This window comes from Burkholderia sp. 22088 (genome assembly GCF_052045915.1).
In the GTDB taxonomy this organism is placed as follows: domain Bacteria; phylum Pseudomonadota; class Gammaproteobacteria; order Burkholderiales; family Burkholderiaceae; genus Burkholderia; species Burkholderia cepacia.
Genome location: NZ_JBQEPY010000031.1, coordinates 47,655 through 73,337, shown reverse-complemented (window position 1 = coordinate 73,337; position 25,683 = coordinate 47,655). Strand labels below are relative to the sequence as shown.

Genomic DNA, 25,683 nt, shown 5'->3' with positions numbered 1-25,683 from the left:
CACCAATCCGGAACCCGGCGCGACGGGCGCAGCCGCGAATTCGTGCGTCAGCGGTCCAGGCACGCGCGCAGCGTGTGCGCGTGACGGTGCGCTTCGGCCGCATCGACGATGTTCGCGAACCCGATGACGAGCCCGCGCGGCGTCTGCCGCGTGTGGCTGTTCGTATACCAGATCGAGAGCGGCAGGATCGCAAGGCCCGCTTCGCGGGCGCGCGCGGCGACGGCGACGTCGTCGACCGGCCCGTCGGGCCCGTCCGTGAACCGCACCGCGAACTGGATTCCGCCGGGCGGCAGCTCGACGATCAGCCGCTCGCCGAATGCCTGCCGCAATGCGTTCACGATCAGCGTGCGCCGCTCGCCGTACAACGCACGCATGCGCTTCAGGTGCCGGGCAAAGTGCCCCTGTTCGATGAAATCCGCCAGGGCGGCCTGCAGCAGGGTCGGCGAGCCGGCATTCATGCTGCATGCGACGCGATCGACACGCTCTACCGCGCGCTCGGGCACGACCGCGTAGGCGAGCCGCAAACCGGGATACATCGCCTTGCTGAAGGTACTGCAATAGATCACGTGATCCCGGCGGTCGAGACTCTTCAGCGCCTGCAGCGGGCGGCCGAGATAGCGAAACTCGCTGTCGTAGTCGTCCTCGACGATCCAGCCCGACGTCTTTTCCGCCCAGTCCAGCAGCGCGATGCGCCGGGCAAGCGACAGGGTGTGCCCGAGCGGGCTCTGATGCGACGGCGTCACCAGCGCGAAGCGCGCGTGCGCGTCGAGCTGCTTGCCGCGCTCGACGTCGATGCCCTCGGCGTCCACCGGTACCGGAACGAGCTGCACACCGGTCTCGGACAGGAAGGTGCGGGCCAGCAGGTAGCCGGGATCCTCGAACCATACGCGATCGTTCGGCCGCGCGAGGCTGCGCAGCACGAGTTCCAGCGTGGCGCGATAGCCACCGGTGATGAACACCTGTTCCGGCACGCAGGTGACGCCGCGCGACAAGCCGAGATAGGTGGCGATGTGCTCGCGTAGCGGCCGGTAGCCGGCCGGATTCGGGTAGCCGAGCAACGCGCGTTCGGCGCTGCGTGCACGTTGAGACACGAGCCGGTGCCACACCTTGCGCGGAAACGCGTCCAGTGCGGGGAGCCCCGGTTGCAACGGGCGCGGCTCGCCGCTCAGCGCGACCGCGATCGGCTGTGGGCGACGCGGAGGCGGAAGCTCGCGCGACTTGCCCGGCACCCGGAGAGGGGCGTCGTCGGGGCGCCATGCCTGCTCGTCGCCGCGCGCGGGCGTCGGCCGCGTCAGCGATTTCGGCAGGGACGGCGAGACGAACGTGCCGGCCGCGCCGCGCATTTGCAGATAGCCCTCGTCGACCAGGATCGTGTACGCCTGCTCGACGGTGCCGCGCGCCGTGTTCAGCTGCGTCGCGAGGCCGCGCAGCGCGGGCACGCGATCGCCGGGGCGCAGATGGCCCGCCGCGATCGCGGTTCTGAATCGCTCGCAGATCTGCAGGTAGATCGGCAACTGATGGTGCCGGTCGATTTCGATGGTCAGGGCGGGCGTTTGGGCGGGCATCACGGTCTCGTGGGCGACGGGAGCGGACGGTATGGACCAGTCCGATCGACGATTCTTGGCACTGATGGATAGGACATGATTCTTCCACAATTGCGCCATGCGATGCGACGGTCATGACCGTTTTCATCGGAGGCGGCGAGCGTCACACGCCGCGCGCGTTCCAGGAAAACCCTTTCGTCAGGAGATTTTGCGATGAAGATCGTTGTCATCGGTGGTTCGGGCCTGATCGGCTCACGCGTCGTCACGTTGCTCGGCGAGGCAGGGCACCAGGCGCTTGCGGCGTCGCCGCGCACCGGCGTCAATTCCATCACGGGCGAAGGCCTGACCGACGCATTGACCGACGCCGACGTCGTCGTGGACGTCGCGAACGCGCCGTCATGGGAACCGCAGGCGGTGCTGGATTTCTTCCGCACGTCGGCCCGCAATCTCGGCAAGGCCGAAGTGGCCGCAGGCGTGCGCCATCACGTCGCGCTGTCGATCGTCGGCTGCGACCGGATGCCGGAGAACGGCTATTTCGCGGCCAAGGTCGCGCAGGAACAGGCGATCGAGGCGGCCGGCGTGCCGTACACGATCGTGCGTGCCACGCAATTCATGGAGTTCATCGGCGGCATTGCGGATTCCGGCACCGAAGACGGGACCGTGCGCATCGGCGACGGACTGTTTCAACCGATTGCCGCGGAAGACGTCGCGGCGCTGCTCGCGCAGATCGCGCTGGCCGGGCCGCTGAACGGCACGGTCGAGATCGCGGGCCCGGATCGCGCGCCGTTCGCGGAGATCGTCGCTCGCTACCTGAAGTCGGTCGGCGACACGCGTGCGGTGGTGACCGATCGCGATGCCCGCTATTACGGCGGCCGTGTCGAGGAACGATCGCTCGTGCCGCTCGGGGCAGCGCGACTCGGCACCATCGGCCTGGACCGGTGGCTCGCAGGAAGCTGATTCGCGTGTCGAAGGTGGGGGGCAGGCGTACGCCTGCGACGGGCAATCGGGATGGGCGGGATGTCTGGGGGCAGCGGAAATGAATCGATCGGATACGTCGGAGCACGGCGTTCGTCGCGACTTGCCAGGGCGCGCCGACGCGTTGTCGGCCAGCTTCGGTGCAAGCTACGCGGGCATCCTTGCGTTCGTCGCGGTGGCGAGCGAGGGGAGCTTTACCAAGGCCGCCGAACGTCTCGGCGTCGGCCGGCCGGCTGTGAGCCGCAACGTCCAGAAGCTGGAGGCGCAGTTGAGTACGCGGCTGTTCCAGCGGACCACGCGCATGACGGAACTGACCTGCGAAGGCCAGCGATTCTTCGAGAACTGCCACCAGGGCGTGGCGCAGATCGTCGAAGCCATGAACGACATGCTGGAACTGCGGGAGGGGCCGCCGCGCGGCCTCATCCGGATCAGCTCGGCGGTGGGTTTCGGCCGGAAGATCGTTGCGCCGCTGCTGGAAACGTTTGCGAAAGCCTACCCCGACATCGTCATCGATCTGCTGCTCGACGATCGGCCGGTCGATCTGGTATCCGAACGAATCGACGTGTCGTTCCGCAATGGACGCATCGAGGATTCGAGCATCATCGCCCGGCAACTGATCCCGATGCAGATGGCGCTCTGCGCGTCGCCGTCGTATGTGGTCGCGCACGGCCTTCCGCAGAGTCTGGAGGATCTGGGCCGGCACGAGTGCATCAACTTTCGCTTTGCGAGCGGCCGCATATTCGAATGGGAGTTCAACGTCGACGGCCGCGTGCAGAAATACCTGCCGAAGTCGCGGCTGACGTTCAACGACGCGGACCTGGTGCTGCGTGCGGTCCTGAACGGTTCGGGCATCGCGCAGATGGCGGGTTACCAGATCCGCGACCATATCGCTTCGAGCGAACTCGTCGTCGCGCTCGCGCAGCATGTGCCGGAAGATCGCGGCCACTATATCTGCTATCTCAGCCGGCAACATCTTCCGACGCGCATTCGTATCTTCGTCGACTTCATGACCGAGCAGATACGCGCACTCGACCTGAACTGCATGACCCGGTTCAATCCGGATGTCGCGGTTGCGTCGCCGACCGGACTCGCAGCGTGACGCGCCGGTGACGGGCATTCACCACGGGCCGGGGCCGGTTCGTCAGGCATCGGCCGCGGTGAGCGGACGGCACGCGACCCGTGCGCAACCGCTTACCCGCGCCCCTGTCGCAGCGCGCGGCCCATCTCCGCGATCGGCATCGAGACGATCGAGTTCAGCAGGCGCATTTCCCCGGCGTCGGGGCGCGTGACCTCGCGCACTTCGTCGAGCGTCTGCGCGACGCTGCGATCGAGCGGTTCGAGAAAGCGCCGCAGCTCGTTTTCGGCTGCCTTCTCCCTGAGCCCGAGCGCATTGCCGAACGCGACCAGCGCGCCCAGGTCGATGTCGGCGAAGCGCGCCGCCGCGCCGAGCGGCATCGTCAGCTCGCAGTGCGGCCAATGATCGCCGCGATGATCGGGCCGGTGCGTGGGCGTGTGATAGACGACCGTGCTGACGATGTCGTAAAACGGCGCGAGCCGGTAGCCGCGCGCGTCGACGAAGAACGACAGGTTCTTCAGGTGTGCGTCGCCGTTGCCGACCACCACGTTGAAGATCGTCCAGCGGAACACCGACAGGCGCGCCAGCGCGCGCGTGCTGGTCTGCCCGATCGCGCGGCCGAGTTCTTCCGCGTTCGCGCGCTGGTACTTGAAGCCGCGATCGTAGTTCAGCAACTGCATCGCATCGATCGTATGCAGGCGTGCGGCCGGCTCCGATGCGGTATCGCGGTCGAAACGGTCGATCACGTAGCATGCGGACGGCGCGCGCAGAAAGTGCACGTCGGGCACGTCGAGGCCCATCCGCTTCGCGAGCTTCATGCAGAAGAACTCGTTGATCGCCGAATGCGGATAGCCGGCGGCGCGCATGTCCGGTTTCAGCAGATGCATCGACGGCTCGCTGCCGACCGGCTCGAACAGCGTGTAGTCCGGCGCGTCGCCACGCAGGATCAGCAGCAGCTTTTGCTGCGCGCCGGCCGCCGACATGCGCTTGGGCGCGGTGGCCGTCAGCGCGCGCTCGGGCATCGCCTGGATGCGGCGTTCGAGTTCGTCGAGCGGGAGCGGCTGCATGCTGCCGGCCGCTTCCTGTTCGCCTTGCGCGAGCAGCGTGAGCGCGCCGGCCGATTCGCGCCCGAAGTACGCGAGCAGGCCCCACGCGTCGGCGGCGTCGACCCTGGCCTCGCGCGCAAGCGACGTGCGCATGCCTTCTTCTGGCAGCAGGTTGTCGAAGAACCACTGGACCGGGCGATCGGTCGAGGTATCGGTGAAGGTGCCGGCGCGCAGCGGGAAAGCGGGGGACAGCGGGTACGCGCGTGGCGATGCCAGCCACTGTGCGTCGTACGTGAACGACCAGACGCCTTTGTCGTCGGTCAGCGCGCCCATGCGCAACCCGTTCGCGGAGGCGATCAGCGTTCTACTCGCCATGGCGGCTCCTGCGGCGTTGTGCGGCCTTCAGCACGTTTGCCGCCGAAATCTCGATGGACGATTGCGCGAGCAGGGTGATGCCCAGTTCGCCGAGCAGCAGCAGGATCTTGCCGACCTGCGCGGTGGGTTTCCCGGCCTCCACCTGGCTGATGAATTTCGGCGAAAGCCCCGTGGCGTTCGCGAGTTCGTCCCGCGTAAATCCCTGCTGGAGCCGTGCCGCGCGGATAAGGTTGGCGAGTGCGCCGATCGTGCCGACGGGCAGGATCTCGTGCATGACGTCCTCCGTGCTTCGTATCTGATCGGGAACAGTATTGCACAACTCGTTGGCGCAGGCATCAATTCGTATCCGAACGGAAACGAATTGATCGTGCCGGCAACGGAATGCCCGTTTCGTTCCCGATCGGGAACCGGATTCGGCGAAATGACGATCGTCGACGTGTTCGTATCCGGGCGGATACGCGATGGATCGACCGAATGTCCCGAAGGAGGCCGGGGCAGCGCACGTCGCCATGGTTAGAATGACCGCCGCACGTCCGTTCATTCCGTGGCCCGTCACCGGGTCGACACGCGCCCATGACCTTGCAAGAACTCGAAAAACTGATGCGAAGCCTGTTCGAGGATGAGAGCCTCGACATCGTCCGTGACACCAGCTACAGCCTTTCCTTCGTCGTGCCCGGCAAGGTCCGGGACGTCAAGGCCGCGCTGCTCGCGCGCACCGACCCGGCCGGATGGGACGGCGAGGCGATCCACTGGTTCTACCGGTGCGACGACGAGGACTGGGCGCTGTATCTGCGCTCGGTTCCGCATTCGGTGTACTGCATCGCGACCGTGCAGTCGCTGCATGCGCGCCACATGCAGCAGTACGAGGATGCGGCGCGGGTCACGCCGGAGCAGCAGGCCATCTACGACGCCGAGGAGGCACAGCGCCGTGAGGAGGCGGAAGCGCGGCGGCGGCGCGACACGCGCAACGAGCCGCTTGCCCCGCTCGGCGGGCCGTTCCACAGCGATGGCGAACGCGTCTGGGCCCGCACCGGCAGCGGGCATCAGTATCGCGCGCTCAACAACTTCGATCTGGGCAGCTTCCGGCACCTGGTCGACCACTTTGCCGTCGATGCGTCGGGGCTGCGCTACTACGCGGGCGGCGCCGCGTTCAGCTACGACGACGCAGGCGAAGGGCTCGTTGCCGACGGCGATGCCGCCACGCTGGAACCCCTGGGCGGCGGCTGGTATCGCGATGCACGGCAGGCTTACCACGTCGAGCGCGACATCCACGATCCCGATCGCGGCCCATGCCGCCTGACCGTCGTCAAGGCCGACGTGGCCAGCCTCACGCATATCGGCGGCGCGTACGCGCGGGATGCGAAGCACCTGTTCTGCGCCGGTGTGCGCAAGCGCGGCATCGACGATCCGGCCGGCGTGGTGAGCCTCGGCTACCGGTATGCGCGGCTCGGCGCGCAGATCCTTTACGACGGCAAGATCGTGACGAAGCCGGGGCGCGTCGACGTCGAGACCGCGCGCGGCGTCTTTCACGACATGCTGATCGACGCCGACGGTCACGTGCTGTGGGGGAAGAACTACCGCAAGCCGTTGCCGGGGATCGACGCACGAAGCCTGCGCTTTCTGAACTGGGCCTTTGCGGTCGACGACCAGCGCGTGTACTACCGCACCAATACGAACCTGGCCGTGTGCGAGGGCGTCGACCGTGCGAGCGTGGAGGTCGTGCCGCCGATCCGCATCCGCGACAAGCACGGGCTGATCGACATCCGGTATCCGGAGGGCATCGTGCGCGTACCCGACCCGTCGACGGAATCGTGACGGTCGCCACGCGCGACCGTGCCGCGCCGGGGTATCGCGCAACGGCGCGATGGTGCGATGGCGCGCGACCATTCCCGGCACACGCATAACAAAAGCTGAAATCGGCTTTTCACGCACACCGGGGGCGTCCCTATACTTTGCGGTGCCGTATGTGCGCCGGTTTGCGGATGCCGCGATCGCACCGCGCAGCGGCATTCCCGAACTTCTCGTACAAGGAACCGCAGAATGACCGCCCGTGATGCCGTCGATCCGCGCGACGCGCTCGCCGCACTGCCCGATCTCGCGACCGCGATCGGGCAGGATGCCGCGCAACGCGAGGCGCGTCGCGAATTGCCGTTCGACGGTTTCGCACACTTCCGGCGCTCGGCGCTGGGCGTGCTGCGGATTCCGGTCGCGCGCGGCGGCCTCGGCGGCACGCTGGTCGACCTGTTCGACACGATCGCGACGCTGGCCGCCGCCGATTCGAATCTCGCGCACGCGCTGCGGATCCACTACGACCAGACCGAGACGCTGCGGCTGTCGCCGCGCACGCCGTTCAACGACGTGCAGCTCGAGCGGGCACTGGCCGGCGCGATCTTCGGCGGTGCGTCGACCGAGCGCGGCACGTCGCGGCCGGGCGAGAACACCACCGTGCTGCGCCGGGACGGCGAGCACTATCGCGTGACGGGGCGCAAATACTATTCGACCGGCACCGCGTTCGCCGATTTCGCGCGCATCAACGTGGAGAACGAGCAGGGCGACGCGGTCGCCGTGATCATTCCCGTCGCGCGCGACGGCGTGCGGGTGCTCGACGACTGGGACGGCATGGGCCAGCGCATGACCGCGAGCGGCAGCCTGCTGCTCGACGACGTGCAGGTGTTCGCGGACGAAGTGGCCCCGCGCGACGGCTCGACGCTCGTCGGCCGCCATTGCGGCGCGCTGCGCCAGCTGCATCTCGTCGCGACGGGCGCGGGCATCGTGCGCAACGTGGTTGCCGATGCGCGTCGTTACGTGCTCGCGCACGGCCGCCCGGTGCTGCACAGCCCTGCGCAGACCGCGCGCGACGATCACTTCATCCAGCAGGTCGTCGGCGAACTGTCCGCGCACAGTCACGCGATCGACGCGCTCGTGCGCGAAAACGCGCGGGCGCTCGACCGTTCCGCCGACGCGATCGAGGCCGGCGATGCCGATGCGGATGCACGCGTGCTCGACAGCGCGCTCGCAACCGCGCGTACGCAGCTCATCGTCAGCAAGCTCGCGCTGCACGCGGCCGAGCGGCTGTTCGAAGTCGGCGGGGCATCGGCGACGGCGCGCGAACACAACTTCGACCGGCACTGGCGCAACCTGCGCACGATCTTCAGCCACAACCCGCTGCTGCACAAGGCGCGCGTGATCGGCGACTACGACCTGAACGGCGTGACGACGCACCTCACCGAAGGCCGCGTGTTCTGACCACGCGGCGTGGAAACGATGAGTGCCGCGGCGGGCGATGCGTCCGCCGCCCGCGTCAGCGCCGCAAGCCGGCGTCGCGCAGCAGCGGCAGCACGCGCTCGCCGAAGAAGTCGAGATCGGGCTTGAAATCGTAGAAGCTCAACTGGATGCCGTCGATGCCCGCGCGGTGCAGCCGCACGATGGTGTCCGCCACTTCCTCCGGCGAACCCGTGATCGAGATGTTGCCGCCGATCGCGCGCGCGTCGGCCTGCGCGCGTTGTTCGAAGCCGCCTCGCCACGCATGCGCGTCGCTGTCGAAACGGTGGAAGCTGCCTTCGTCCGCATGCGCGACGATCGCGTCGCGATACGCGCGCGCTTCGGCTGCCGTTTCGCGGCAGATCACGAGCGGGTTGAGCAGCGTGCGGATCGTCCGGCCGCGCGCGGCGGCGGCCGCCTTCACGCGCGCGGTATGCGCGGGCAGGGCGTCGATCGCGCGTTCGGCGTCGGGGCCGGCCGGGCTCGTGACGAACACGATGTCCGAATAGCGCGCCGCGAACTCGATGCCCGCGTCGGAGCCGGTCGCGTTGATCAGCAGCGGGCGGCCGTAGCGTGGCTTCGGCGTGACGAACGCGCCGCCCAGCCGCCAGCCCGACAGCGCGGGCGTGTAGCTGAAATTGTCCGGTTGCGCCCACAACTGCTGCACCGCGTCGACGAATTCGGCGGCCATCTCGTAGCGCCGGTCGTGCTCGATCCGGTTCCAGCCGAACATCTCGTGCTCGATGGCGCGATGACCGGTCACGACGTTGATGCCCCAGCGCCCGCGCGAGATGTGATCGAGCGTCGCGGTGAACTTCGCGAAATGCAGCGGATGCCACGGCCCGTACAGCACATGGCTCGTCGCGACCAGGATGATCCGCTCGGTGCGCGCGGTCAGCGCGGCCAGCGTCATGAACGAGTCGAGCGCGTGGCCGTCGAACACGCCGCCGTAACCGCCTTTCGGCAGCCATTGCGACAGCGCGAACACGAGATCGAAGCCGAGCGCTTCCGCGCGCGCGACCAGCTCGGCGTTGTAGTCGAACGTCCAGTCGGTCGTGCGCGGCAGCGTCGACGCGCTCCAGCCGCCGGCCTGGATCGGCAGGAACAGCCCGAGCATCAGCGGCTGCGCGAGCACGCGCGACACGGGGCTGTCGGGGAAATCCGCCGGCGAGCGGACGTCGACGAACGGTGACGTCGCGACTGGAGCGGCGACGGAGGGGGCGCTCATGATGGCTTCCTTGCGGGTTGGGCACGCACCGCGCGACAACGGCGGGCACGTGCGGCGGCGAATCGCCCGGGTGCGATGCCCGATGCGCCGGCGTGCCGACGCAGTGCCGCACGCCGGCTGCTGCGCGGCACGCGGGGCGGGAGTCGGTCATCGTCGAACGCGTATCGCGCCTGCGGGCAGCGCACGGGAAACGCACATTCTCGGCAACCGGGCACGGCGCGGCAAACAACGATTCCCGCTTTGCTTATCGCGCCGCACCGCACCACACCCGCTGCGCATGCCGTCAGAACTTCACGCGCAGCCCGCTGACGAGCGCGACCTGGCGGTTCGTCGACGACGCGCTGCCGATGTTCGAGATCGCCGCGATCCTGCGATAACCGCCCGCCGTCGCCGTGCTCGCATCGCCGGCCGCGAGCTGGTAGATGCCCGACACGTAGATGTCGGTGCGCTTCGACAGCGCATAGTCGAACCCGAGCGTGAACTGGTGCCAGCGCGGCTTCAGCGTCTGGCCGCCGGTGCCCGGCAGGCCGCTCGCGCGCCCGTCGGTGAACGTATAGACGCCGATCAGCGTAGCCGCCGGCGTGATCTGGTAACGCGCGTTCACGTCGTAGTTGTTGAACTTGCGCGACGAGCCGTCGAGATAGTTGAGCTGCGTGTGGCTCCACGCGAAGCCGAGCGTCGCGCGGCCGAGCGCGTAGTTCGCGCCCGCCACGCCGATCTGCTGCTTGAGCACGCCGCCGTTCAGCCCGTAGAAGAACGCGCCGCTGTAGTCGTTGCCGGTGGTCGAGGTCGCGCCGCCCACCGCGCCGGTCGTATTCGACGTCGCATTCGGGTGATTGAGTCGCACGTAACCGCCGCCGACCGACAGCGGCCCGTTCACGTAGTTCGCCGACACGCCCCACGCATTGTTGTTCGAGAAGCCGGTGCCGGCGCCGCCGTTCGCCTGATTGCTGAACGCATAGAGCAGGTCGGCCGTGAAGCCGGCGATCGTGTCGCTGCGGAACTTCACCGCGTTGTTCAGGCGGAAGCTCTGGTTCATGTTGTCGTTGTCGCCCACGTGCGTGGCCGGCGACCAGAAGCCGGACCCCGAGTACTGCGCGACGAGATCGGTGATCGGCTCGTACTGGCGGCCGAAGGTCAGCGTGCCGATGCCGGACTTGGCCACGCCGACGTACGCGGAACGGCCGAACAGCCGGCCGCCCTGGCCGAGCCCGCCGTCGCTCGGCCGGAACCCGCTTTCGAGCGTGAAGACCGCCTGCAGGCCGCCACCGAGATCTTCCACGCCTTTCAGGCCCCAGCGGCTGCCGCTCAGCTTGCCGCTCGTCTGCTGGATGTTGCTCGCGCCGCCCTGGTTGTTCGTATAGGCGAAACCGGCATCGACGACGCCGTACAACGTGACCGAACTCTGCGCATGCGCGCTGACCGAACCGATCGAAACCAAACCCAGGACTACCGTTTTTTTGATCATGACTTTCCTCTGTTTTTATGAGTAAGACTGTAAGGAGCACGATGCTATTGACGCGGGTTGAACCGGCGAACGGTCGATCCGTGGTTTGTAAATCGCTGCGCGGCCGATTTGTAATGTGCATTGCTGCAAGTCCGGCATGTGCGTCGCGATCGCGTCCGGTACCCCTGCTGCGGCGAACGCATCGCTCGAACGGCGAACGTCGGGCGCCGGCTACCCGCAGCCGCCGTCATATCGATCGATGAAATGGTTCGATATCCGCAATGTCCGCGATGCAACGGACGATGCATTTACGCAACGGCCGTCTGTGCGGCGCACGATCGATGCGCTACGCGCGCCGGCATATCGATTTCTCAAAACGTTGGTAGGGCGGTGCGACGCGCAACGGTAGAGTCGGGCATCCGGCCGCGGGCCGGCCTGCTCCGGGACCATGACTGCGCCGACGTGCGCATGCGTCCCGGCTGAACAACGAACACGGGAGCCGTTTGACATGAGTCGCGATGTACTGTTTTTGCTGGAACCGGGCTTTGCCGATCCGAAGCATCCGGGCCAGCGTTTCGTCTGTCCGCACGGACTGTCGATCGAGGGGCTGCTGGCGAGCGCGCCCGAGCATGCCGGCCGCATCGACGTGAAGCGCGTCGGCTTCGAGCGGCCGCGCCACGCGGTGATCGAGGCGCTCGACGATGCGCACCAGGGCTTGCCGGTCCTCGTGCTCGGTCGCGACCAGCCGGCGCCGGACGACGCGCAGACGCTCGGCGACGTGCGGTTCGTCACCGACGCGCGCCGCATCCTCGAGCTGCTGGCCGAGCGCCACGGGTTCCCGGTGCTGCATTGATGCAGCCGCGCAGGCTTCCGCTCAATTCGCAACCGATCGACAGGAGGATTCGATGGCGTCAACGTCGGCGGCACGCCGCCGCCTGATTCTTGCCGGCGCCGCGGCCGTGGCGGCGCCGTTCGCCGCGAAGGCCGCGTTCGCCACGCCGGCCGTCAACACCGATCTCGCCGGCACGACGTTGCGCGTCGCGACCTACAAGGGCGGCTGGCGCGCGCTGCTGCAGGCGTCCGGCCTCGGCGACACACCGTACCGGATCGACTGGCGCGAACTGAACAACGGCGTGCTGCACATCGAGGCGCTCAATGCAGATGCGCTCGATATCGGTTCGGGCAGCGAAATTCCGGCCGTGTTCGCCGCGCGCCAGAAGGCCAGCGTCCGGCTCATCACCCCCGTGCGCGAAGACCTGAACAACCAGGTCACGCTCGCACGCAAGGACACGCCGATCCGCAGCATCGCGGACCTGAAGGGCAAGCGCGTCGGCTACGTGCGCGCGACGACGTCGCACTACTTCCTGTATCGCCAGCTTACGGAAGCGGGCCTGGGCTTCGACGACATCCAGCCGATCAACCTGTCGCCGACCGACGGGTTGTCGGCCTACGATCGCGGCGACATCGACGCGTGGGCGATCTACGGCTACAACGGCCAGCTCGCGCGCAATCGCTACGGGGCGCGCGTGCTGAAGACGGGCAAGGGTTATCTGTCGGGCAATTTCCCGGTGTACGCGAACCCGCGCACGCTCGACGATGCGCGCCGTCGTGCGGCGACTGGCGATCTGCTGCTGCGGTTCCGGCGCGCGTACGCGTGGGCGAACGGGCATTTCGGCGACTACGCGCGGGTGCAGAACCAGGAGACGCGCGTGCCGGCGGGCGATCTCGTCGCGATGTTCGACCAGCGCAGCGAAGACTATGCGCTGCTGCCGGTGACGCCCGACGTGGTGGCGCAGCATCAGCAGGTCGCGGATGTGTTCGCGCGGATCGGCGTGCTGGATGGGCCGGCGAATGTCGCGCCGTTGTGGGATACGTCGTTCAACACGCTGGTGGCGTCGGCGTGACGCGATGCGCCGGGAAGATGCGCTCGTGACCCGGCGGCTTCAGGCCCGACGCAGGTTTCGTCGGGCGCGCCGGTTCGGCGGGATCAGGCGAACGTCGTCGCGACCATGATGCCGAACACGAGCCCGAGCGCGATCCCGCAGAGCCGGCCGTAGATCGACGCACGCACGTTGTCGTCGAGCACGAACGGCGAGCGCTTGTGCTTCCACACCGTGCTGAATGCGACCGGGCGGGTCAGCAGCGCAATGCAGGCGAGCAGCACCGGCGTGGCGATCAGCATCGCGATGCGCTGCCCGTTCCAGTCGACGCCGTGCATGGCGAGCGACACCAGCGCGGCGAGCGGCACCTCGACGCACAGGCCCAGCAACGAGCCGTTGACGAATGAATCTCCCGGGGTCTGGAACATGATCGGTCGTAGCGTCCGGATGAAATCGGCACCGCGTTCGGGCACCTGAAAAATGAAAGCCACGGCCGGAGTCCAGGGTCGGTCAACCGTGATCGGCGTCAGTCGAGATGACGGCCGGATGTTAAGGCAAATTGCCGGCCGGTTGTCGGTCATTCAAGCTATTTAACAAATGTTCGGAATCGCGACGCATTTTCAGGTCGCGCGGGAATATCGCGCCGTGGTAAAAATCGTGCATCCATTTTCTGGCGAACGGCCCCGGCGAACGGGCCGCCGCCGAATGGATATCGCTCGCAATCGTATGACGATAACGGGTATTCGACTGCCTTCCGATAATCGGCGTCGCGTGTAAAGGAACACCGGCAGCCGGACCGATCGGAACGACGGACTGACCAATCTCACCACACGCATGAACACGTCCGACAACAACGAGACCGACCACCATCAACTCGTCGCGTTCGCGATCGACGACAACACGCAGGCCTGGTACGAAATGGTCATCCCGTTCATCGTCTCGCTGCGCGCGACGGACTACCGGGGGCGCATCGGCGTCATCGGCTACGGGTTGTCCGACGAGAAGCAGCAGCGGCTGCGCGCGAACGGGATCGAGGTGTACGCGGCGGCGGGCGTCGGCGACCTTGCCTGGGACCGCTACATCTCCGCGGCCGCGATCTTCGACATCGATCCGGCGTTGCAGACGCTCGCGCTCTACGATGCCGACATCTGGTTCCCGGGGCCGCGGTTCGACATCTTCGACGTCGTGCCGCACGACGACGCCCTTCACGTCGCGCCCGATGCGCACTTCTGCGCGTTCGTGATGACGCCGCTCATCGGCGAACGGCGCGACGCGCTGATCCACCAGTGCGTGCAGGACGTGCTCGAGCGGCTGGGGCAGCCGCTACAGGCGGGGCTCGTGGTCGGCGGCCGCGAGCCCTGGGCGCGATTCGCGCGGTTTGTCCGCGAACAGGCCGGCAGGATCGGCCGGGACTTCGCGGCGATCTACGGGCTGGACACGACCTTCCTGCATCTGTGGGGCGGCCGCGGCCACGTGCGGCTCGTGGGCTGCGAGCAGAATTTCGTCACGAAATGGGGGCTGCACGAGCGGCACGATTTCGACGCGGTCCGCATCGTGCTCGAGCATCAGGGCAAACCGATCCGTGGCCTGCACATGACGGGCGACGTGCGCTTCCTGAATCACTGGCGCTACCTGGCGCGTCATGCCGAGCATGCGATCGCGCTCGGGCAGGCGTTCGCGCTGGCGCCCGAAGCCGGCAAGCGGGCGCAGCCGGCCGATCCCGGCCTGCTTCAGCCCGAACGCTTCGTCGCGAGCGGGTTGTCGGTGCTGGCCGCGCACGAGGACGTGCTGGCGAACGTACCGCGTCTGGCCGCGGGGCCGTCGTTCCGCAACCCGCAGGGCCATGCACTGAATGCGTGGGCGGCGCACACGGTCGAATTCGCGGTGACGCGCGACCGGTTGGTGCTGGACATCTGGCTGTCGCATCTGAGCGGCCAGCCTGCGGCGCCGGGCTTGCAACTGGAGCACAACGGCGCGACGGTCGCGCTGCTGGCGCCGCATAAGTTCAGCGTCGCGACGCAGCAGGGCGATCGGGTGGTGCTGCGCGCGCTGACGCTTCCGGGGCAAGCGTGTCATACCGCGTGGGATATCGTCGTGCGCCACGCGTGACGGCCCGGCCCGCACGCGCGATCGACCGGAGCGGCGCGCACCGCCGGACGGTCACGCGCGGCCCATGATCCGCGTGCCGAGCGAGATGCCGAGGTCGGACAACGACGCGTTGGTCGCGAGCTGACGGCTTTCCCAGCCCGCCAGCGCGGCGTCGAACGCGGGGCCGTGCACGACGCCGCGCAGCGCCTCGGCGAGCCCGACCGCATTCTCCGCCGCTTTCGCGACGCCCGCGGCCGTATGCGGCCGAACGAGGCAGGCCGCGTCGCCGAGCAGCACCGCACGGCCGAACGCCATGCGCTCGACCGAGAGATCGAGGATCGCCTGCGCGAACGGCGCCTGCGTCGCGTCGACGAGCGCGGCGAGCGTGGGCGCCAGCATCCGGCGGCCCGCGTCCACGAGTTCGAGCCGGTTGTCGTCGCGCATCGCGCCGGGCGGCAGCGAACCGTCGCGCTGCGTGCCGTCTCGCGCGAGAAACAGCGACGGCAGGCTTGCAGGTGCGAGCCGCCGGTACCAGACCCAGTTCACGCGCCGCTTGCCCGGCTCGATCGCGCCGTCGCGGCCGGGGACCAGATAGGTGAGGAACAGGTGCGCGTCGCCTTGCTGGAACGTGAAGCGGTCGCGCAGCACGTCGAGCACCGGGGCCGGCAGCAAGTGCTCGTCGACGAGCCCGCGCCACGCGACATAACCCGCATACGCGGGCCGCGCATCGGGCAGCAGTTGCGCGCGCACGTTCGAGCGGCCGCCGTCGGCGCCGACCAGCAGGTCGGCCGGCTCGACGCGGCCGTCCGCGAAGTGCGCGATCACGCGGTCGCCCTCCTGCTCGAAGCGCTCGAACGACACGCCGCCATGCACGACGCCGGCGGGCAGCGCGCGCTTCAGCGCCGTATAGATCACGTTCCACGCGGTCTGCGTCTGCGGCATGGCCAGGCGCTGCACGATCCGGTCGTGCGCGTCGAGATAGATCCGGTCGCCCGAATCGACACCCGCATCGTGCGGCACGGGCACGCCGCCGAACGCGAACGCGCGTTCGATCGGCGCTTGCAGCACGATGCCGCCGCCGCGGCTGTCGAGCTCGTTCGGCGATTGCTCGAAGACCTTGACGCGCCAGCCGGCCGCCCGCAGTGAAGTGGCGGTGAACAGCCCGCCCACCGATCCGCCGATCACGACCGCCAGCGGGCCCGAAACGTCGCTCATGCTGCCTGCCTCCCGATGGTTCGTTGCGTGCGCATCGAATCAGCCTTCCCAGTGCTGCAGGAAGTCGAGCAGCAGCGCGTTCACGCGCTCCGGCTGCTCCTCTTGCGGCAGGTGCCCGCACTGTGCGATCGGCTCGGCGCGCAGGTCCGTCGCCATGCTTTCCCACACGGATTTCATGTCGAACATCTTGCCGACCGCGTAGAAATCCTCGCCCCAGAGCGCCATCGTCGGGCACGCGATCTTGACGTCCGCGTCGACGAGATCCTGCTGCACGTCCTCGGCGTTCGCGCGATAGTCGGCCAGCGCGCCGCGCACGGCGCCCGGGCGCCGGTACGCGCGCACGTAGGTGTCGAACGCGTCGCCGGAGATCGCGTGCGGGTTGTAGCACCAGTCGGAGAAGAAGTGGCTGAGCCACTCGGCTTCCTTGCCGGCGATCAGCGCCTCGGGCAGATCCGGCACCTGGTGGAACAGGAAGAACCAGTACGCGCGCGCCGTTTGCGCGGTCATGTTCTGCGCGACGATGCGCGTCGGCACGTTGTCCATCACGACGAGCCGGTCGACGCGCTCGGGGAAGTCCTTCGCGAAACGCGTCGCGACGCGCGCGCCGCGGTCGTGCCCGACGAGCGCGATGCGGCCGATGCCGAGCGCGTCGAGCAGCCCGGCGACGTCGCGCGCCATGTTGCGCTTGTCGTAACCGGCGGCCGACTTGTCGGTTTCGCCGTAACCGCGCAGGTCGGGCGCGATCACGCGGTAGCGCTGCGCGAGCGCGGGAATCTGGAAGCGCCACGCGAAGCTGGTCTCGGGGAAGCCGTGCAGCAGCACGACGGCAGGCCCGCTGCCGGCGTCGATGTAGTGCTGGCGGATGCCGTTCGCGGTGACGGTGTGATGGGTGATCGAAGGCATGGAGAGGGTCATGGGTCGGTCGCTGTTCGGTTCGGCCCGCGCGAAACCGGCGCGGCCGCAAATGCCTTTCGAGAATAGGCGAATCGTGCGGCGCGCCGGATAAATTGTTCTGAATTCGCGTGATTGCGCGCACGGCCGGAACCGGCTTGCCCGGTCACGGGCCGGCCGTGGCAGGCGGTTGCCGATCCCCGTGTGATTCGCTCGGCCGGTGGCATCCCGTCGCGTGCGGGCCTGACGAAGACGCACGAGCGTGAACATGCCGGACGACGATGCGACCGTCGTCGTCCGGTATGCCTGCCACCCGTGTCAGCCGCGCCGGCGCCGCCGCGCGGGTGCGTCCGACGTGAGCTGCTTCAGCGCGGCGGGCGTGCCGTGCAGGAACGCGTCGATCAGCCGTTCGATCTCGGTGTCGAGATCGTCGGGCACCGGCAGGCCGTAGACCCACTTGCGCACGCCGAAATAGAAGATGCTCGCGTGCAGGCTCCAGACCAGCTCGACTTCCGCATTGCGCTGGGCCTCGGTGGTGGGCGTCGCGATGTCGTATTCGTGCCGCAGCTCGCGCAGCACCGGCAGGAACACGCGTTCGCGCAGCCGCGACAGGTAACGCGTGTTGAACCCCTCGCGGCTGAGCCCCGCGAAGATGAACGTGCGGATCCATTCGCGCCGCAGGATGGTTTGCGCATAGTCGCGATAGAACGCGACGAGCCGCTCCTGCAGCGACACCGTGCGGTCGCCGATCAGTTTTTCCCAGTCGGGGTTCCACGTGTAGATCTCGTCGTACACGCGGTCGATCAGCGCTTCCTTGCTCGGGAAGTACCGGTACAGCAGCGGCTGGGTGACGCCGATCTGCCGCGCGAGCTCTCGGGTGCTGCCGGAAAAGCCGTGCGTCGCGAAGTGCTCGATCGCCTTCTCGACGATCTGCCGCTCGCGCGCTTCCGGCGCGAGCCGGCGGCCCGGCGTGACGGCGTTGCCGTCGGCGTCCGTCCCGCGCTCGCGGGCCGGCGTGCTGCGTTTTCTTTCGGTCATGCATCGGCTCCCGATGGTGCGCCTGCGTTAACTATCGATCGAAAAATAGCACGATTGACGGGCCGCATGCCGCGCGCGGCGGGGCTTTCGGCGCGCTGCGGGGCCGGTGCGGGGCGCAAACCGCGTCGTGCCGGCCCGGCCCCCTCGGCCACGCGAGCCCGCCGCCGATTCAGAAAAATTCAGGCGGCCGCCATGACATTAAGGTCAGCCTTCACTAGTCTGGCTTCCGAACCGCCGCACGGGCCGGATGCCAGTCGGCAAGCCGGGCCGGTCGGCGCAACCGGAGCGGAACATGCGTTATCAGATCTCGCCGGGCGCCGGCGCCACCATCCAGGAAACCGGGTCATGCCGTCGCAGCCGGTAACCGCGGGCGCCGTGCCCGACCGCGTGCGCGGCGAGGACGTGTTTCTCGCGTCGATCGCGGGATATGTCGACACGCTCGGCTTCGTCGCGCTGTTCGGCCTGTTCACCGCGCACGTCACCGGCAACTTCATCCTGATCGGCTCGGGCCTGGCCGGCGTCGGGCAAGGGCTCGCGATCAAGTGGCTCGCGTTTCCGTCCTTCATCGCGGGCATCGTCGTCGCGCGCGTGCTCGACCACCGGATGCGCCAGCTGGGCCACGGCGTGCGTGCGCGTTCGCTGTATGCGCTGCAGGCCGTGCTGCTGGCCGGCTTCATGCTGGCCGGCGTGATGGCCTCGCCGATCGCCGATGCCGACGCGCCGAGGACGATCCTGTGCGGCCTCCTCGGCGCCGCGGCGATGGGCGTCCAGAACGCGCACGCGCGGCTGACGGCCCGCTCGGTCGTCGCCAACACGGTGATGACGGGCAACGTCACGCAGGCGGTGATCGATGCATTCGACTGGCTGGTGCCGCTCGCCGCGCCGGCCGAACGCGAAGCCGCACGCGTGCGGCTGCGGCGCACGCTGCCTCCGGTCGCGGGCTTCGCGCTCGGCGCCGGCGCGGGTGCGATGGCCTATCTGTTCGCGGCGTTCTGGGCGCTCGCGCTGCCGCTCGCGGTGCTGTGCTTCCTCGCCTATCAATCCGGTCGGCCCGACGAGCGGCCGACGTCACGCTGAATGCGCGCGCGGCATGTGGCCGCGCGTGCCACTTTCAAGGAGAACCCGATGATCGCACTGAAATTGCAACAGGCATGGCGGCTGACGGCCGCGTCGGCGGCCGTGCTCGGCGCATTGCTGGCCACCGCGCCGGCCCATGCCGACGAGACGCGCCTGCTCGAGACGACGTCCGCGAAGGTGCCGGCCGTCGCGGTCGGCCCGCAGTACGACACGACGCACGTGTGCGTCGCGCCGGAAGATTTCGACCGCTTCACCGACAGCTTCGTCGCGACGTTCGGCGGCAGCAAGTCGAAGCAGGGCGTGTTCCAGGTCACGCCGACGCCGAGCCAGACGATGTCGCAGCTCGTGTTCACGCCGGCCGGCACGATCTCGGTGTTCGGCTTCAAGACGCCGATCCCCTATCCGTTCTGCGAGGAGCGCACCGGCTACCTCGTCACCGACATGGACGTCGCGATGAAATCGGCGCGTGCGCACGGCGCGGACGTCGTCGTCGACACGTTCCCCGACCCGATCGGCCGCGACGCGATCATCCGCTGGCCGGGCGGCGTGAACATGCAGCTCTACTGGCACACGCAGGCGCCGAAATACGACCCGCTGCAGACGGTGCCGGAAAACCGCGTGTACGTGTCGCCGGAAAGCGCGAGCAAGCTGGTACACGACTTCGTCGCGTTCTCGCGCGGCAAGGTGGTGTCCGACGTGCGCAAGGCGCCGGGCATCGAGATCGGCCGGCCGAACGATACGTATCGCCGCATCCGCATCGAATCGGGTTTCGGCAAGATGACCGTGCTCGCCACCGACGGCCATCTGCCTTACCCGTTCGGCCGCGAGATGACCGGCTATGAAGTGCCGGACCTGGCCGCGACGCTGAAGCAGGCGCAGGCCGCGGGCGTGACCGTGCTGGTGCCGACGTTCACGTCGGACGGGCGCGATGCGGCGCTCGTGCAGTTCCCGGGCGGCTACGTCGCCGAGATCCACGCGCGGTCGAAGTGATGGAGCGCGGGTCGATGGGGCGCGCCTGGCGCCGCGTGCTGCCGGCCGCCGTGCTGGCGGGCGGCGTCGCGGGCTATGCGGGTACGGCGGCCGGGGCCGAGGATGCCGCTTCGACAGCTTCGCCGGCCCCGGCCGCCGGCACGACGTGTACCGCGAAGCGGCCCACGGTGCTGTTCAACCGCTGGCAGGAGGACTGGTCGGTGCTCGCGAACCCGTGCGTGCCGCGCCAGCCGGGCGATGCGCTGAAGTACATCCCGCTCGGCGGCGACCCGTCGACCTACCTGTCGCTCGGCGCGAACCTGCGCGAGCGCTTCGAGCTGAACAACGCGCCGCTGTTCGGGCTCGGCGCCGCGCACGACGACAACTACGTGATCCAGCGTGCGACGGTGCATGCGGACCTGCGTTACGCCGGGCATTTCCAGGCGTTCGTCCAGTTCGTCGATGCGCGGCCGTTCGGCAAGGACACGGTGTCGCCCGTCGACAAGGATCAGTTCGACATCGAGCAGGCGTTCGTCGCGTATGTCGACCAGATCGGCGGCGGCACGTTCAAGGCGCGGATCGGCCGGCAGGAGATGGCGTACGACCTGCAGCGGTTCGTGTCGGTGCGCGACGGCCCGAACGTGCGCCAGGCGTTCGACGCGCTGTGGGCGGATTACGAAATCGGCAAGTGGCGGCTGATCGGCTATGTGACGCGCCCGGTGCAGTATCGCAACGACGCGGCGTTCGACGACGTGTCGAACCGGCACCTGCGGTTCGACGGCGTGCGTGTCGAGCGCACCAACACGGGCCCCGGCGACCTGTCGGCGTACTGGTCGCGTTATACGCGCGACAATGCGCGCTACGTCGCGGGGGCCGGCACCGAGCGGCGCGACGTGTTCGACATGCGCTACGCGGGCAAGTCCAGCGGGTTCGACTGGGACGTCGAGGCGATGCTCCAGACCGGGCACATCGGCCAGGACACGATCGGTGCGTGGGCGTTCGGCGCGCTGGGCGGCTACACGTTCGCGAAGACGCCGGGCACGCCGCGCGTCGGCATCCAGGTCGACGGCGCATCGGGCGACAAGCATCCCGGCGACGGACGCATGGGCACCTTCAACCCGCTGTTCCCGAATGGTTATTACTTCACGCTCGCGGGCTACACCGGCTACAGCAACCTGATTCACGTGAAGCCGTCGCTGACGTTCAAGCCGTCGAGCAGCGTGACGGTGCTGACCGCGGTCGGTTTCCAGTGGCGCGAGACGACGGCCGACGCGATCTACGGGCAGGGGATGTCGGCGGTGCCCGGCACGGCCGGCAAGGGCGGTTCGTACACGGGGATGTATGCGCAGGCCCGCGTGGACTGGCTCGTCAATCCGAACATGGCGCTGGCCGTCGAGGCCGTGCACTTCCAGATCGCCGACTCGATCCGCGCGCTCGGCGCGCGCAATGCCGACTACGTAGGCGTCGAAGCGAAGTTCGGTTGGTAGCGCGGCCGCGCGTCGCGCGGCACGCCGCCGGACGGCTCAGTGCGGCGCGCGCACCAGCGTTTCGACGAAATCGATGAACGCGGTCACGCGTTTCGAGCCGCGCTGGGTCGGCAGGTAGAGCGCGGTGACGACCGAGCGGGCCGTGCCGGGCGTCACGTCGTATTGCTCGAAGAGCCGGCGCAGGCGGCCCGACTGGACGTCGGCCTCGACCAGCCAGTCGGGCAGCAGCGCGATGCCGGCGCCGTCGAGCGCCGCATCGCGAAGCACTTCGCTGTGGTTCGATTTCAGGCGCCCGGTGACGCGCACCTGCGCCGTGCCGTGCGCGTCGACGAACGACCACGCCTGCTGGTCGCCGCCGAAGTGAAAGCGCAGGCACGCGTGATCGACGAGCTCGCCCGGCTCGGCCGGCGTGCCGTGCGCGGCGAGGTAGTCGTGGCTCGCGACGACGTAGCGGTGGAACGTGCCGAGCGTCCGCGCGACGACTTCGGCGGACGGTGCCGCTTCGCCGAGCCGGATCGCGACGTCGATGCGGCCCGCGACGAGATCGACGCGTTCGTCGGTGAGCTGCAGGTCGAGGTCGAGCTTCGGGTGGCGCGCGAGGAACGCCGCGACGTGCGGCGCGATGCGGCGCACGCCGTACGCGACCGGCACCGACACGCGCAGCGGCCCGGACGGCTCGTCGCCGCGATCGGACACCAGCGCGTCGGCTTCCGCGAGTTCCTCGAGCAGCTGCTTCGCGCGCGCGTAGTACATGGCACCCGCGTCGGACAGCGTGACCTGGCGCGTCGTGCGGTTCAGCAGCACGGTGCCGAGCGACGCCTCGAGCGCATCCACCGCGCGTACCACCGACGATGCCGCGAGGTCGAGGCGGCGCCCCGCGCTCGAGAAGCCGCCGGCTTCCGCTACTTCGACGAACGCGCGCAGCGCGGAGAATTTGTCCATGTCGTGCTCTTCGAGTCTTTGTGTCTTTGTGCAGGCCGCAACGATGCGTTGCGTGCCGTTCGCATTCTATCGTCGCCGCGCAAGCGTTATCTTCCGGACTGCAATGTACAGGAGATGACGATGAAATCCGTCGAAGTAACCGTGACCTACGACCTGATCTGCCCGTGGTGCTGGATCGCGGAGCACCGGCTCGCGGAGGCGATCGAAGCAGCCGGCCTGGCCGGCGCCGTGAACGTGCGGTTCGTGCCGTTCGAGCTGAACCCGACGATGCCGGCCGGCGGCATCGACCGCAAGGCGTACCGGAGCGCGAAGTTCGGCAGCTGGGCGCGTTCGCAGGCGCTCGACGCGCATGTGGCCGACGCCGGCCGCGCGGCGGGCCTTGTGTTCGACCACGCACGGATCGCGCGCACGCCGAACACGCGGCTCGCGCACCGGCTCGTCTGGTTCGCGCAGCAGCGCGGCAGCGCGGTCGCGCTCGTCGATGCGCTGTTTGCCGCGTATTTCCGCGACGGCCGCGATATCGGCGATGCGGACGTGCTGGTCGAGATCGCGGCCGGCGCCGGCCTGGCCGGCGATGCGGTGCGTGCATTCCTCGCATCCGGCGAAGGGCTCGACGCGGTGGTCGCGCTCGAGGAGGCGGCGGTGCGCGACGGCATCGCGTCGGTGCCGTCGACGCGCATCGGGTCGACGGTCGTCAGCGGCGCGCAGCCGGCCGACGTGTTTCGCGCCGCATTGCTCGACGCGCAGCGCGCGCGGGATCGGGCCGCGTAAGCCGGGCCGGCGCCGGCGGGTGCCGGCTTTCAGAACGATTCATGTTGCGCTCAGGATTATTGCGAAACCGGCCGGTAAGCTCGGTGTCGCGCGCCTGACCGGCCGGGCCGGCACCGCGCGCGATATCTCGATACGCAACCGGGGAGCGGACATGAAGAACCTGAACTGGCGTACCGGCGGCATGCTGGTCATCGCGTGGTGCTTCGGCATCCTCGCATCGGCCGCGTGTGCGGCCGGACCGGGCGGCACGGATCAGGCGCCCGGCTTTTATCGGCAGCAGCTCGGCAGCCTGCGGATCGTCGCGCTGTCCGACGGCACGCATCCGTTTCCGGTCGATACGGTGTTCCGCGGCATCTCGAAGGACGACATCCGGCGCGATCTCGACCGCGCGTTTCTCGAGCCGCCCGTGCAGGGCTCGATCAACGCGTTCCTGGTCGATACCGGCACGAAGCGGATTCTCGTCGATTCGGGGGCCGGCGTGCTGTACGGCGATTGCTGCGGCAAGCTGCTCGCGAACCTGCGTGCGGCCGGTTATGCGCCGGAGCAGATCGACGAGGTGCTGCTCACGCACCTGCACAAGGATCATGTCGGCGGCATTGTGACGAACGGCAGGATGACCTTCCCGAACGCGGTGGTGCGCGTGAACGAGATCGAAGCGAACTACTGGCTCGATCCGGACAACAAGGCACAGGCGCCGGCGTTCCTCGCGTCGTTCTTCGATGCGGCTGCCGCGTCGGTCGCGCCGTACGTCGCGGCGGGCCGCTTCAAGACGTTTCGCGGCGAAGCGACGCTCGCGCCCGGCATTCGCGCGGTGCCGATGCCAGGCCATACGCCGGGCCATACCGCCTACCTGATCGAGAGCGGCGACGCCGGGCTGCTCGCGTGGGGCGACATCGTGCACGTCGCGGCGATCCAGCTGCAGGACCCGGACGCGACGGTCCAGTACGACAGCGATGCGGACGCGGCGCGCCGCACCCGGCGCGATACGCTGAAGCGCGTCGCGGACAAGCGTTACCTCGTCGGCGCCGCGCACATCGCGTTTCCCGGGCTCGGGCATTTGCGCAGGGACGGGGACCAGTACGACTGGGTGCCGGTCAATTACGACGCGACGCCGCTCCGGTGAGCGACGGGCGATGCGCGCCGTGATGTGCCGTGTCGTGCAGTGAGGTGCGGGGCGCGCGCGTAGCGGTGGCGCGCGGCCGCGTCAGCGCGTCAGTTCGCGCCGCCAGGCGCCGGGCGGATGGCCGACGATGCGCGCGAACACGCGGTTCAGGTGGCTCTGGTCCGCGAAGCCGCAGGCGGCCGCGATTTCCGCGAGCGACATGTCGGTCGTCTCGATCAGTTGCCGCGCGCGGATCACGCGCTGTTCGAGCAGCCATTGATGCGGCGTGCGCCCCGTCGTGCGCGAGAACGCTCGAATGAAATAGCCGCGCGACAGATCGCACTCGCGCGCGACTTCCTCGATCGACACGCCGAGATCGGCCTTCTCCATCAGCAGCTCTTTCGCGAGCGCCGTCTTCGCCGGCGACAGCAGGCCCTTGTGCTGCAGGTCGCGCGCGTCCGCGTTGCCGTACTGGCGCGCGAGATGCGCGCCGATCGCGAGCCCCATCTGCTCGACGAACAGCGCGTTCAGCACGCCGGGCTCGTCGAGGCTGTCGGCCACCGCGTGCGCGAGATGGCCCAGCACTTCGTCCTGTACGTCGGGCGCGCAGGTCAGGCCGCCGATTTCGGTGCCGTCGTGCTCGCGGCCGAGGCCGTCGAGATACGCGTGCGACAGCTCGACCAGCAGGAAGTCGAACTTGCCGTACAGGTCGGCACGAAAATTCCGGGAGAAGTCGCGAATGTAGATCGAGTTGTGCTGGAACCGCCGCTCGGAGCGGGATTGGCCGGTGCCGCCGTAGATCGTGCGCCGGTGCCCGCCGTTGAGCGACACGCCGATCAGGAAGCCGCGATCGCTGGCCGCCATCTCGATGCGCTCGAAGTGCTCGTCGCGCATGCATTTGCGATGGAGCGTGAGCCCGCCGACCGGGCGTTCGATGTCCTTGGACAGCAGGCTCGACAGGCAGCCGAGCGTGTCTTTCGGCCGTGCGGCCGGGGACGCGACGAGGGAATCTGGCATGGCGGAACAATCCTTCGATGGGGGGCGGCGCGCGAACATATTTACGCGAAGTTTAAACGGTGCACTCGACCGGCCCAAGTTAACTTGAATAAATGTCCACTTGCTGACGAAATGCTTGCCAGCGGCCCGACCCGCACCGCGCCGGCCTCGACGGGCACGCGAGCGCGCCGCCATGGCCAACGCGGGGCCGATGTCACCCCATTTTCATTCGGCGCGGCGCCCGCCCGCGGGCGCGCCGGTGTGCGGGAGGCCAGC

24 protein-coding genes are annotated in these 25,683 nt (G+C 68.5%); 12 read left to right on the top strand and 12 right to left on the bottom strand.

Translation table 11 applies throughout. The annotated features are described in order from the left end of the window. Positions 1–47: 47 nt before the first annotated feature. Positions 48–1,565: a MocR-like pyridoxine biosynthesis transcription factor PdxR gene (gene pdxR, locus ACTJLD_RS39795; protein ID WP_176114687.1), complete on the bottom strand. Its 1,518-nt coding sequence runs from the start codon at positions 1,563–1,565 to the stop codon at positions 48–50. 192 nt (positions 1,566–1,757) lie between these two features. On the opposite strand from pdxR, the gene ACTJLD_RS39790 reads away from it, so the two are divergent. After that, complete coding sequence (locus ACTJLD_RS39790; RefSeq protein WP_176114655.1) at positions 1,758–2,501, top strand: SDR family oxidoreductase; 744 nt, start codon at positions 1,758–1,760, stop codon at positions 2,499–2,501. Between the two features lie 79 nt (positions 2,502–2,580). Beyond that, positions 2,581–3,618, top strand: coding sequence for a LysR family transcriptional regulator (locus tag ACTJLD_RS39785; RefSeq protein ID WP_440661563.1), 1,038 nt, complete (start codon positions 2,581–2,583; stop codon positions 3,616–3,618). Positions 3,619–3,710: 92 nt separating this feature from the next. Here the strand turns inward: ACTJLD_RS39785 and ACTJLD_RS39780 are convergent, their stop codons facing one another. After that, positions 3,711–5,015, bottom strand: a complete 1,305-nt coding sequence (locus ACTJLD_RS39780) for a HipA domain-containing protein (RefSeq protein ID WP_175900687.1) — start codon at positions 5,013–5,015, stop codon at positions 3,711–3,713. Further along, positions 5,005–5,289: a helix-turn-helix domain-containing protein gene (locus ACTJLD_RS39775; protein ID WP_021158233.1), complete on the bottom strand. Its 285-nt coding sequence runs from the start codon at positions 5,287–5,289 to the stop codon at positions 5,005–5,007. The genes ACTJLD_RS39780 and ACTJLD_RS39775 overlap by 11 nt, the downstream gene beginning before the upstream one ends. A gap of 299 nt (positions 5,290–5,588) precedes the next feature. On the opposite strand from ACTJLD_RS39775, the gene ACTJLD_RS39770 reads away from it, so the two are divergent. Both ACTJLD_RS39770 and ACTJLD_RS39765 read left to right on the top strand, forming a co-directional pair. Further along, complete coding sequence (locus tag ACTJLD_RS39770) at positions 5,589–6,830, top strand: DKNYY domain-containing protein (RefSeq protein WP_059693466.1); 1,242 nt, start codon at positions 5,589–5,591, stop codon at positions 6,828–6,830. Positions 6,831–7,055: 225 nt separating this feature from the next. Next, positions 7,056–8,261, top strand: a complete 1,206-nt coding sequence (locus ACTJLD_RS39765) for an acyl-CoA dehydrogenase family protein (RefSeq protein ID WP_440661560.1) — start codon at positions 7,056–7,058, stop codon at positions 8,259–8,261. 55 nt (positions 8,262–8,316) lie between these two features. Here the strand turns inward: ACTJLD_RS39765 and ACTJLD_RS39760 are convergent, their stop codons facing one another. Together ACTJLD_RS39760 and ACTJLD_RS39755 are read right to left on the bottom strand one after the other, a co-directional pair. Beyond that, positions 8,317–9,504 (bottom strand): LLM class flavin-dependent oxidoreductase, encoded by a 1,188-nt coding sequence (locus ACTJLD_RS39760; protein WP_027792599.1) that lies wholly within the window; start codon positions 9,502–9,504, stop codon positions 8,317–8,319. 283 nt (positions 9,505–9,787) lie between these two features. Beyond that, positions 9,788–10,972, bottom strand: coding sequence for a porin (locus ACTJLD_RS39755; protein ID WP_060156615.1), 1,185 nt, complete (start codon positions 10,970–10,972; stop codon positions 9,788–9,790). Between the two features lie 487 nt (positions 10,973–11,459). Between ACTJLD_RS39755 and ACTJLD_RS39750 the strand changes: the two genes are divergently transcribed. Then, positions 11,460–11,804, top strand: a complete 345-nt coding sequence (locus tag ACTJLD_RS39750; RefSeq protein WP_027792602.1) for a DUF3088 domain-containing protein — start codon at positions 11,460–11,462, stop codon at positions 11,802–11,804. Positions 11,805–11,856: 52 nt separating this feature from the next. Further along, the gene (locus ACTJLD_RS39745; RefSeq protein ID WP_440661558.1) at positions 11,857–12,855 is read left to right on the top strand and encodes an ABC transporter substrate-binding protein; all 999 of its coding nucleotides are present in this window, start codon (positions 11,857–11,859) and stop codon (positions 12,853–12,855) included. A gap of 83 nt (positions 12,856–12,938) precedes the next feature. Here the strand turns inward: ACTJLD_RS39745 and ACTJLD_RS39740 are convergent, their stop codons facing one another. Together ACTJLD_RS39740 and ACTJLD_RS39735 are read right to left on the bottom strand one after the other, a co-directional pair. Further along, positions 12,939–13,322, bottom strand: coding sequence for a hypothetical protein (locus ACTJLD_RS39740; RefSeq protein ID WP_226151248.1), 384 nt, complete (start codon positions 13,320–13,322; stop codon positions 12,939–12,941). A 58-nt stretch (positions 13,323–13,380) separates the two neighbouring features. Then, a complete protein-coding gene (locus ACTJLD_RS39735) occupies positions 13,381–13,701 on the bottom strand; it encodes a hypothetical protein (RefSeq protein WP_440661557.1) in 321 nt (106 codons plus the stop codon). Between ACTJLD_RS39735 and ACTJLD_RS39730 the strand changes: the two genes are divergently transcribed. Then, positions 13,666–14,940, top strand: a complete 1,275-nt coding sequence (locus ACTJLD_RS39730) for a hypothetical protein (RefSeq protein WP_440661556.1) — start codon at positions 13,666–13,668, stop codon at positions 14,938–14,940. The genes ACTJLD_RS39735 and ACTJLD_RS39730 overlap by 36 nt on opposite strands. Positions 14,941–14,991: 51 nt before the next feature. Here the strand turns inward: ACTJLD_RS39730 and ACTJLD_RS39725 are convergent, their stop codons facing one another. From ACTJLD_RS39725 to ACTJLD_RS39715, 3 genes are all read right to left on the bottom strand, one after another. Then, positions 14,992–16,134 (bottom strand): FAD binding domain-containing protein, encoded by a 1,143-nt coding sequence (locus ACTJLD_RS39725; protein ID WP_272546857.1) that lies wholly within the window; start codon positions 16,132–16,134, stop codon positions 14,992–14,994. 39 nt (positions 16,135–16,173) lie between these two features. After that, positions 16,174–17,049, bottom strand: coding sequence for an alpha/beta fold hydrolase (locus ACTJLD_RS39720; protein WP_440661554.1), 876 nt, complete (start codon positions 17,047–17,049; stop codon positions 16,174–16,176). Positions 17,050–17,343: 294 nt separating this feature from the next. Then, positions 17,344–18,063 (bottom strand): TetR/AcrR family transcriptional regulator, encoded by a 720-nt coding sequence (locus ACTJLD_RS39715; protein WP_027792608.1) that lies wholly within the window; start codon positions 18,061–18,063, stop codon positions 17,344–17,346. A gap of 345 nt (positions 18,064–18,408) precedes the next feature. On the opposite strand from ACTJLD_RS39715, the gene ACTJLD_RS39710 reads away from it, so the two are divergent. From ACTJLD_RS39710 to ACTJLD_RS39700, 3 genes are read left to right on the top strand one after another with little or no spacing between them, the layout of a single operon-like run. Next, positions 18,409–19,140 carry a YoaK family protein gene (locus ACTJLD_RS39710; protein WP_027792609.1) on the top strand — a complete coding sequence of 244 codons (732 nt, stop codon included), beginning with the start codon at positions 18,409–18,411 and terminating at the stop codon, positions 19,138–19,140. Between the two features lie 48 nt (positions 19,141–19,188). Beyond that, positions 19,189–20,130, top strand: coding sequence for a glyoxalase (locus ACTJLD_RS39705; RefSeq protein ID WP_027792610.1), 942 nt, complete (start codon positions 19,189–19,191; stop codon positions 20,128–20,130). A 14-nt stretch (positions 20,131–20,144) separates the two neighbouring features. Continuing rightward, on the top strand, positions 20,145–21,596 hold the full coding sequence (locus ACTJLD_RS39700; RefSeq protein WP_440661553.1) for an alginate export family protein: 1,452 nt from the start codon (positions 20,145–20,147) through the stop codon (positions 21,594–21,596). Positions 21,597–21,632: 36 nt separating this feature from the next. Here the strand turns inward: ACTJLD_RS39700 and ACTJLD_RS39695 are convergent, their stop codons facing one another. Then, positions 21,633–22,538, bottom strand: coding sequence for a LysR family transcriptional regulator (locus tag ACTJLD_RS39695; RefSeq protein WP_027792612.1), 906 nt, complete (start codon positions 22,536–22,538; stop codon positions 21,633–21,635). 120 nt (positions 22,539–22,658) lie between these two features. Here ACTJLD_RS39695 and ACTJLD_RS39690 point away from each other — a divergent pair, with 120 nt between their 5' ends. After that, a complete protein-coding gene (locus ACTJLD_RS39690; protein ID WP_333998640.1) occupies positions 22,659–23,309 on the top strand; it encodes a DsbA family oxidoreductase in 651 nt (216 codons plus the stop codon). 151 nt (positions 23,310–23,460) lie between these two features. Further along, positions 23,461–24,432: an MBL fold metallo-hydrolase gene (locus tag ACTJLD_RS39685; RefSeq protein ID WP_416359943.1), complete on the top strand. Its 972-nt coding sequence runs from the start codon at positions 23,461–23,463 to the stop codon at positions 24,430–24,432. A gap of 81 nt (positions 24,433–24,513) precedes the next feature. Here the strand turns inward: ACTJLD_RS39685 and ACTJLD_RS39680 are convergent, their stop codons facing one another. Continuing rightward, positions 24,514–25,428 carry a helix-turn-helix domain-containing protein gene (locus tag ACTJLD_RS39680; protein ID WP_027792615.1) on the bottom strand — a complete coding sequence of 305 codons (915 nt, stop codon included), beginning with the start codon at positions 25,426–25,428 and terminating at the stop codon, positions 24,514–24,516. Between the last annotated feature and the right edge of the window lie 255 nt (positions 25,429–25,683).

Coding starts and splice junctions, on each gene's coding strand:
- pdxR (WP_176114687.1), bottom strand. CDS start 1,565: ATGCCCGCCCAAACGCCCGCCCTGACCATCGAAATCGACCGGCACCAT.
- ACTJLD_RS39790 (WP_176114655.1), top strand. CDS start 1,758: ATGAAGATCGTTGTCATCGGTGGTTCGGGCCTGATCGGCTCACGCGTC.
- ACTJLD_RS39785 (WP_440661563.1), top strand. CDS start 2,581: ATGAATCGATCGGATACGTCGGAGCACGGCGTTCGTCGCGACTTGCCA.
- ACTJLD_RS39780 (WP_175900687.1), bottom strand. CDS start 5,015: ATGGCGAGTAGAACGCTGATCGCCTCCGCGAACGGGTTGCGCATGGGC.
- ACTJLD_RS39775 (WP_021158233.1), bottom strand. CDS start 5,289: ATGCACGAGATCCTGCCCGTCGGCACGATCGGCGCACTCGCCAACCTT.
- ACTJLD_RS39770 (WP_059693466.1), top strand. CDS start 5,589: ATGACCTTGCAAGAACTCGAAAAACTGATGCGAAGCCTGTTCGAGGAT.
- ACTJLD_RS39765 (WP_440661560.1), top strand. CDS start 7,056: ATGACCGCCCGTGATGCCGTCGATCCGCGCGACGCGCTCGCCGCACTG.
- ACTJLD_RS39760 (WP_027792599.1), bottom strand. CDS start 9,504: ATGAGCGCCCCCTCCGTCGCCGCTCCAGTCGCGACGTCACCGTTCGTC.
- ACTJLD_RS39755 (WP_060156615.1), bottom strand. CDS start 10,972: ATGATCAAAAAAACGGTAGTCCTGGGTTTGGTTTCGATCGGTTCGGTC.
- ACTJLD_RS39750 (WP_027792602.1), top strand. CDS start 11,460: ATGAGTCGCGATGTACTGTTTTTGCTGGAACCGGGCTTTGCCGATCCG.
- ACTJLD_RS39745 (WP_440661558.1), top strand. CDS start 11,857: ATGGCGTCAACGTCGGCGGCACGCCGCCGCCTGATTCTTGCCGGCGCC.
- ACTJLD_RS39730 (WP_440661556.1), top strand. CDS start 13,666: ATGAACACGTCCGACAACAACGAGACCGACCACCATCAACTCGTCGCG.
- ACTJLD_RS39735 (WP_440661557.1), bottom strand. CDS start 13,701: ATGGTGGTCGGTCTCGTTGTTGTCGGACGTGTTCATGCGTGTGGTGAG.
- ACTJLD_RS39725 (WP_272546857.1), bottom strand. CDS start 16,134: ATGAGCGACGTTTCGGGCCCGCTGGCGGTCGTGATCGGCGGATCGGTG.
- ACTJLD_RS39720 (WP_440661554.1), bottom strand. CDS start 17,049: ATGACCCTCTCCATGCCTTCGATCACCCATCACACCGTCACCGCGAAC.
- ACTJLD_RS39715 (WP_027792608.1), bottom strand. CDS start 18,063: ATGACCGAAAGAAAACGCAGCACGCCGGCCCGCGAGCGCGGGACGGAC.
- ACTJLD_RS39710 (WP_027792609.1), top strand. CDS start 18,409: ATGCCGTCGCAGCCGGTAACCGCGGGCGCCGTGCCCGACCGCGTGCGC.
- ACTJLD_RS39705 (WP_027792610.1), top strand. CDS start 19,189: ATGATCGCACTGAAATTGCAACAGGCATGGCGGCTGACGGCCGCGTCG.
- ACTJLD_RS39700 (WP_440661553.1), top strand. CDS start 20,145: ATGGGGCGCGCCTGGCGCCGCGTGCTGCCGGCCGCCGTGCTGGCGGGC.
- ACTJLD_RS39695 (WP_027792612.1), bottom strand. CDS start 22,538: ATGGACAAATTCTCCGCGCTGCGCGCGTTCGTCGAAGTAGCGGAAGCC.
- ACTJLD_RS39690 (WP_333998640.1), top strand. CDS start 22,659: ATGAAATCCGTCGAAGTAACCGTGACCTACGACCTGATCTGCCCGTGG.
- ACTJLD_RS39685 (WP_416359943.1), top strand. CDS start 23,461: ATGAAGAACCTGAACTGGCGTACCGGCGGCATGCTGGTCATCGCGTGG.
- ACTJLD_RS39680 (WP_027792615.1), bottom strand. CDS start 25,428: ATGCCAGATTCCCTCGTCGCGTCCCCGGCCGCACGGCCGAAAGACACG.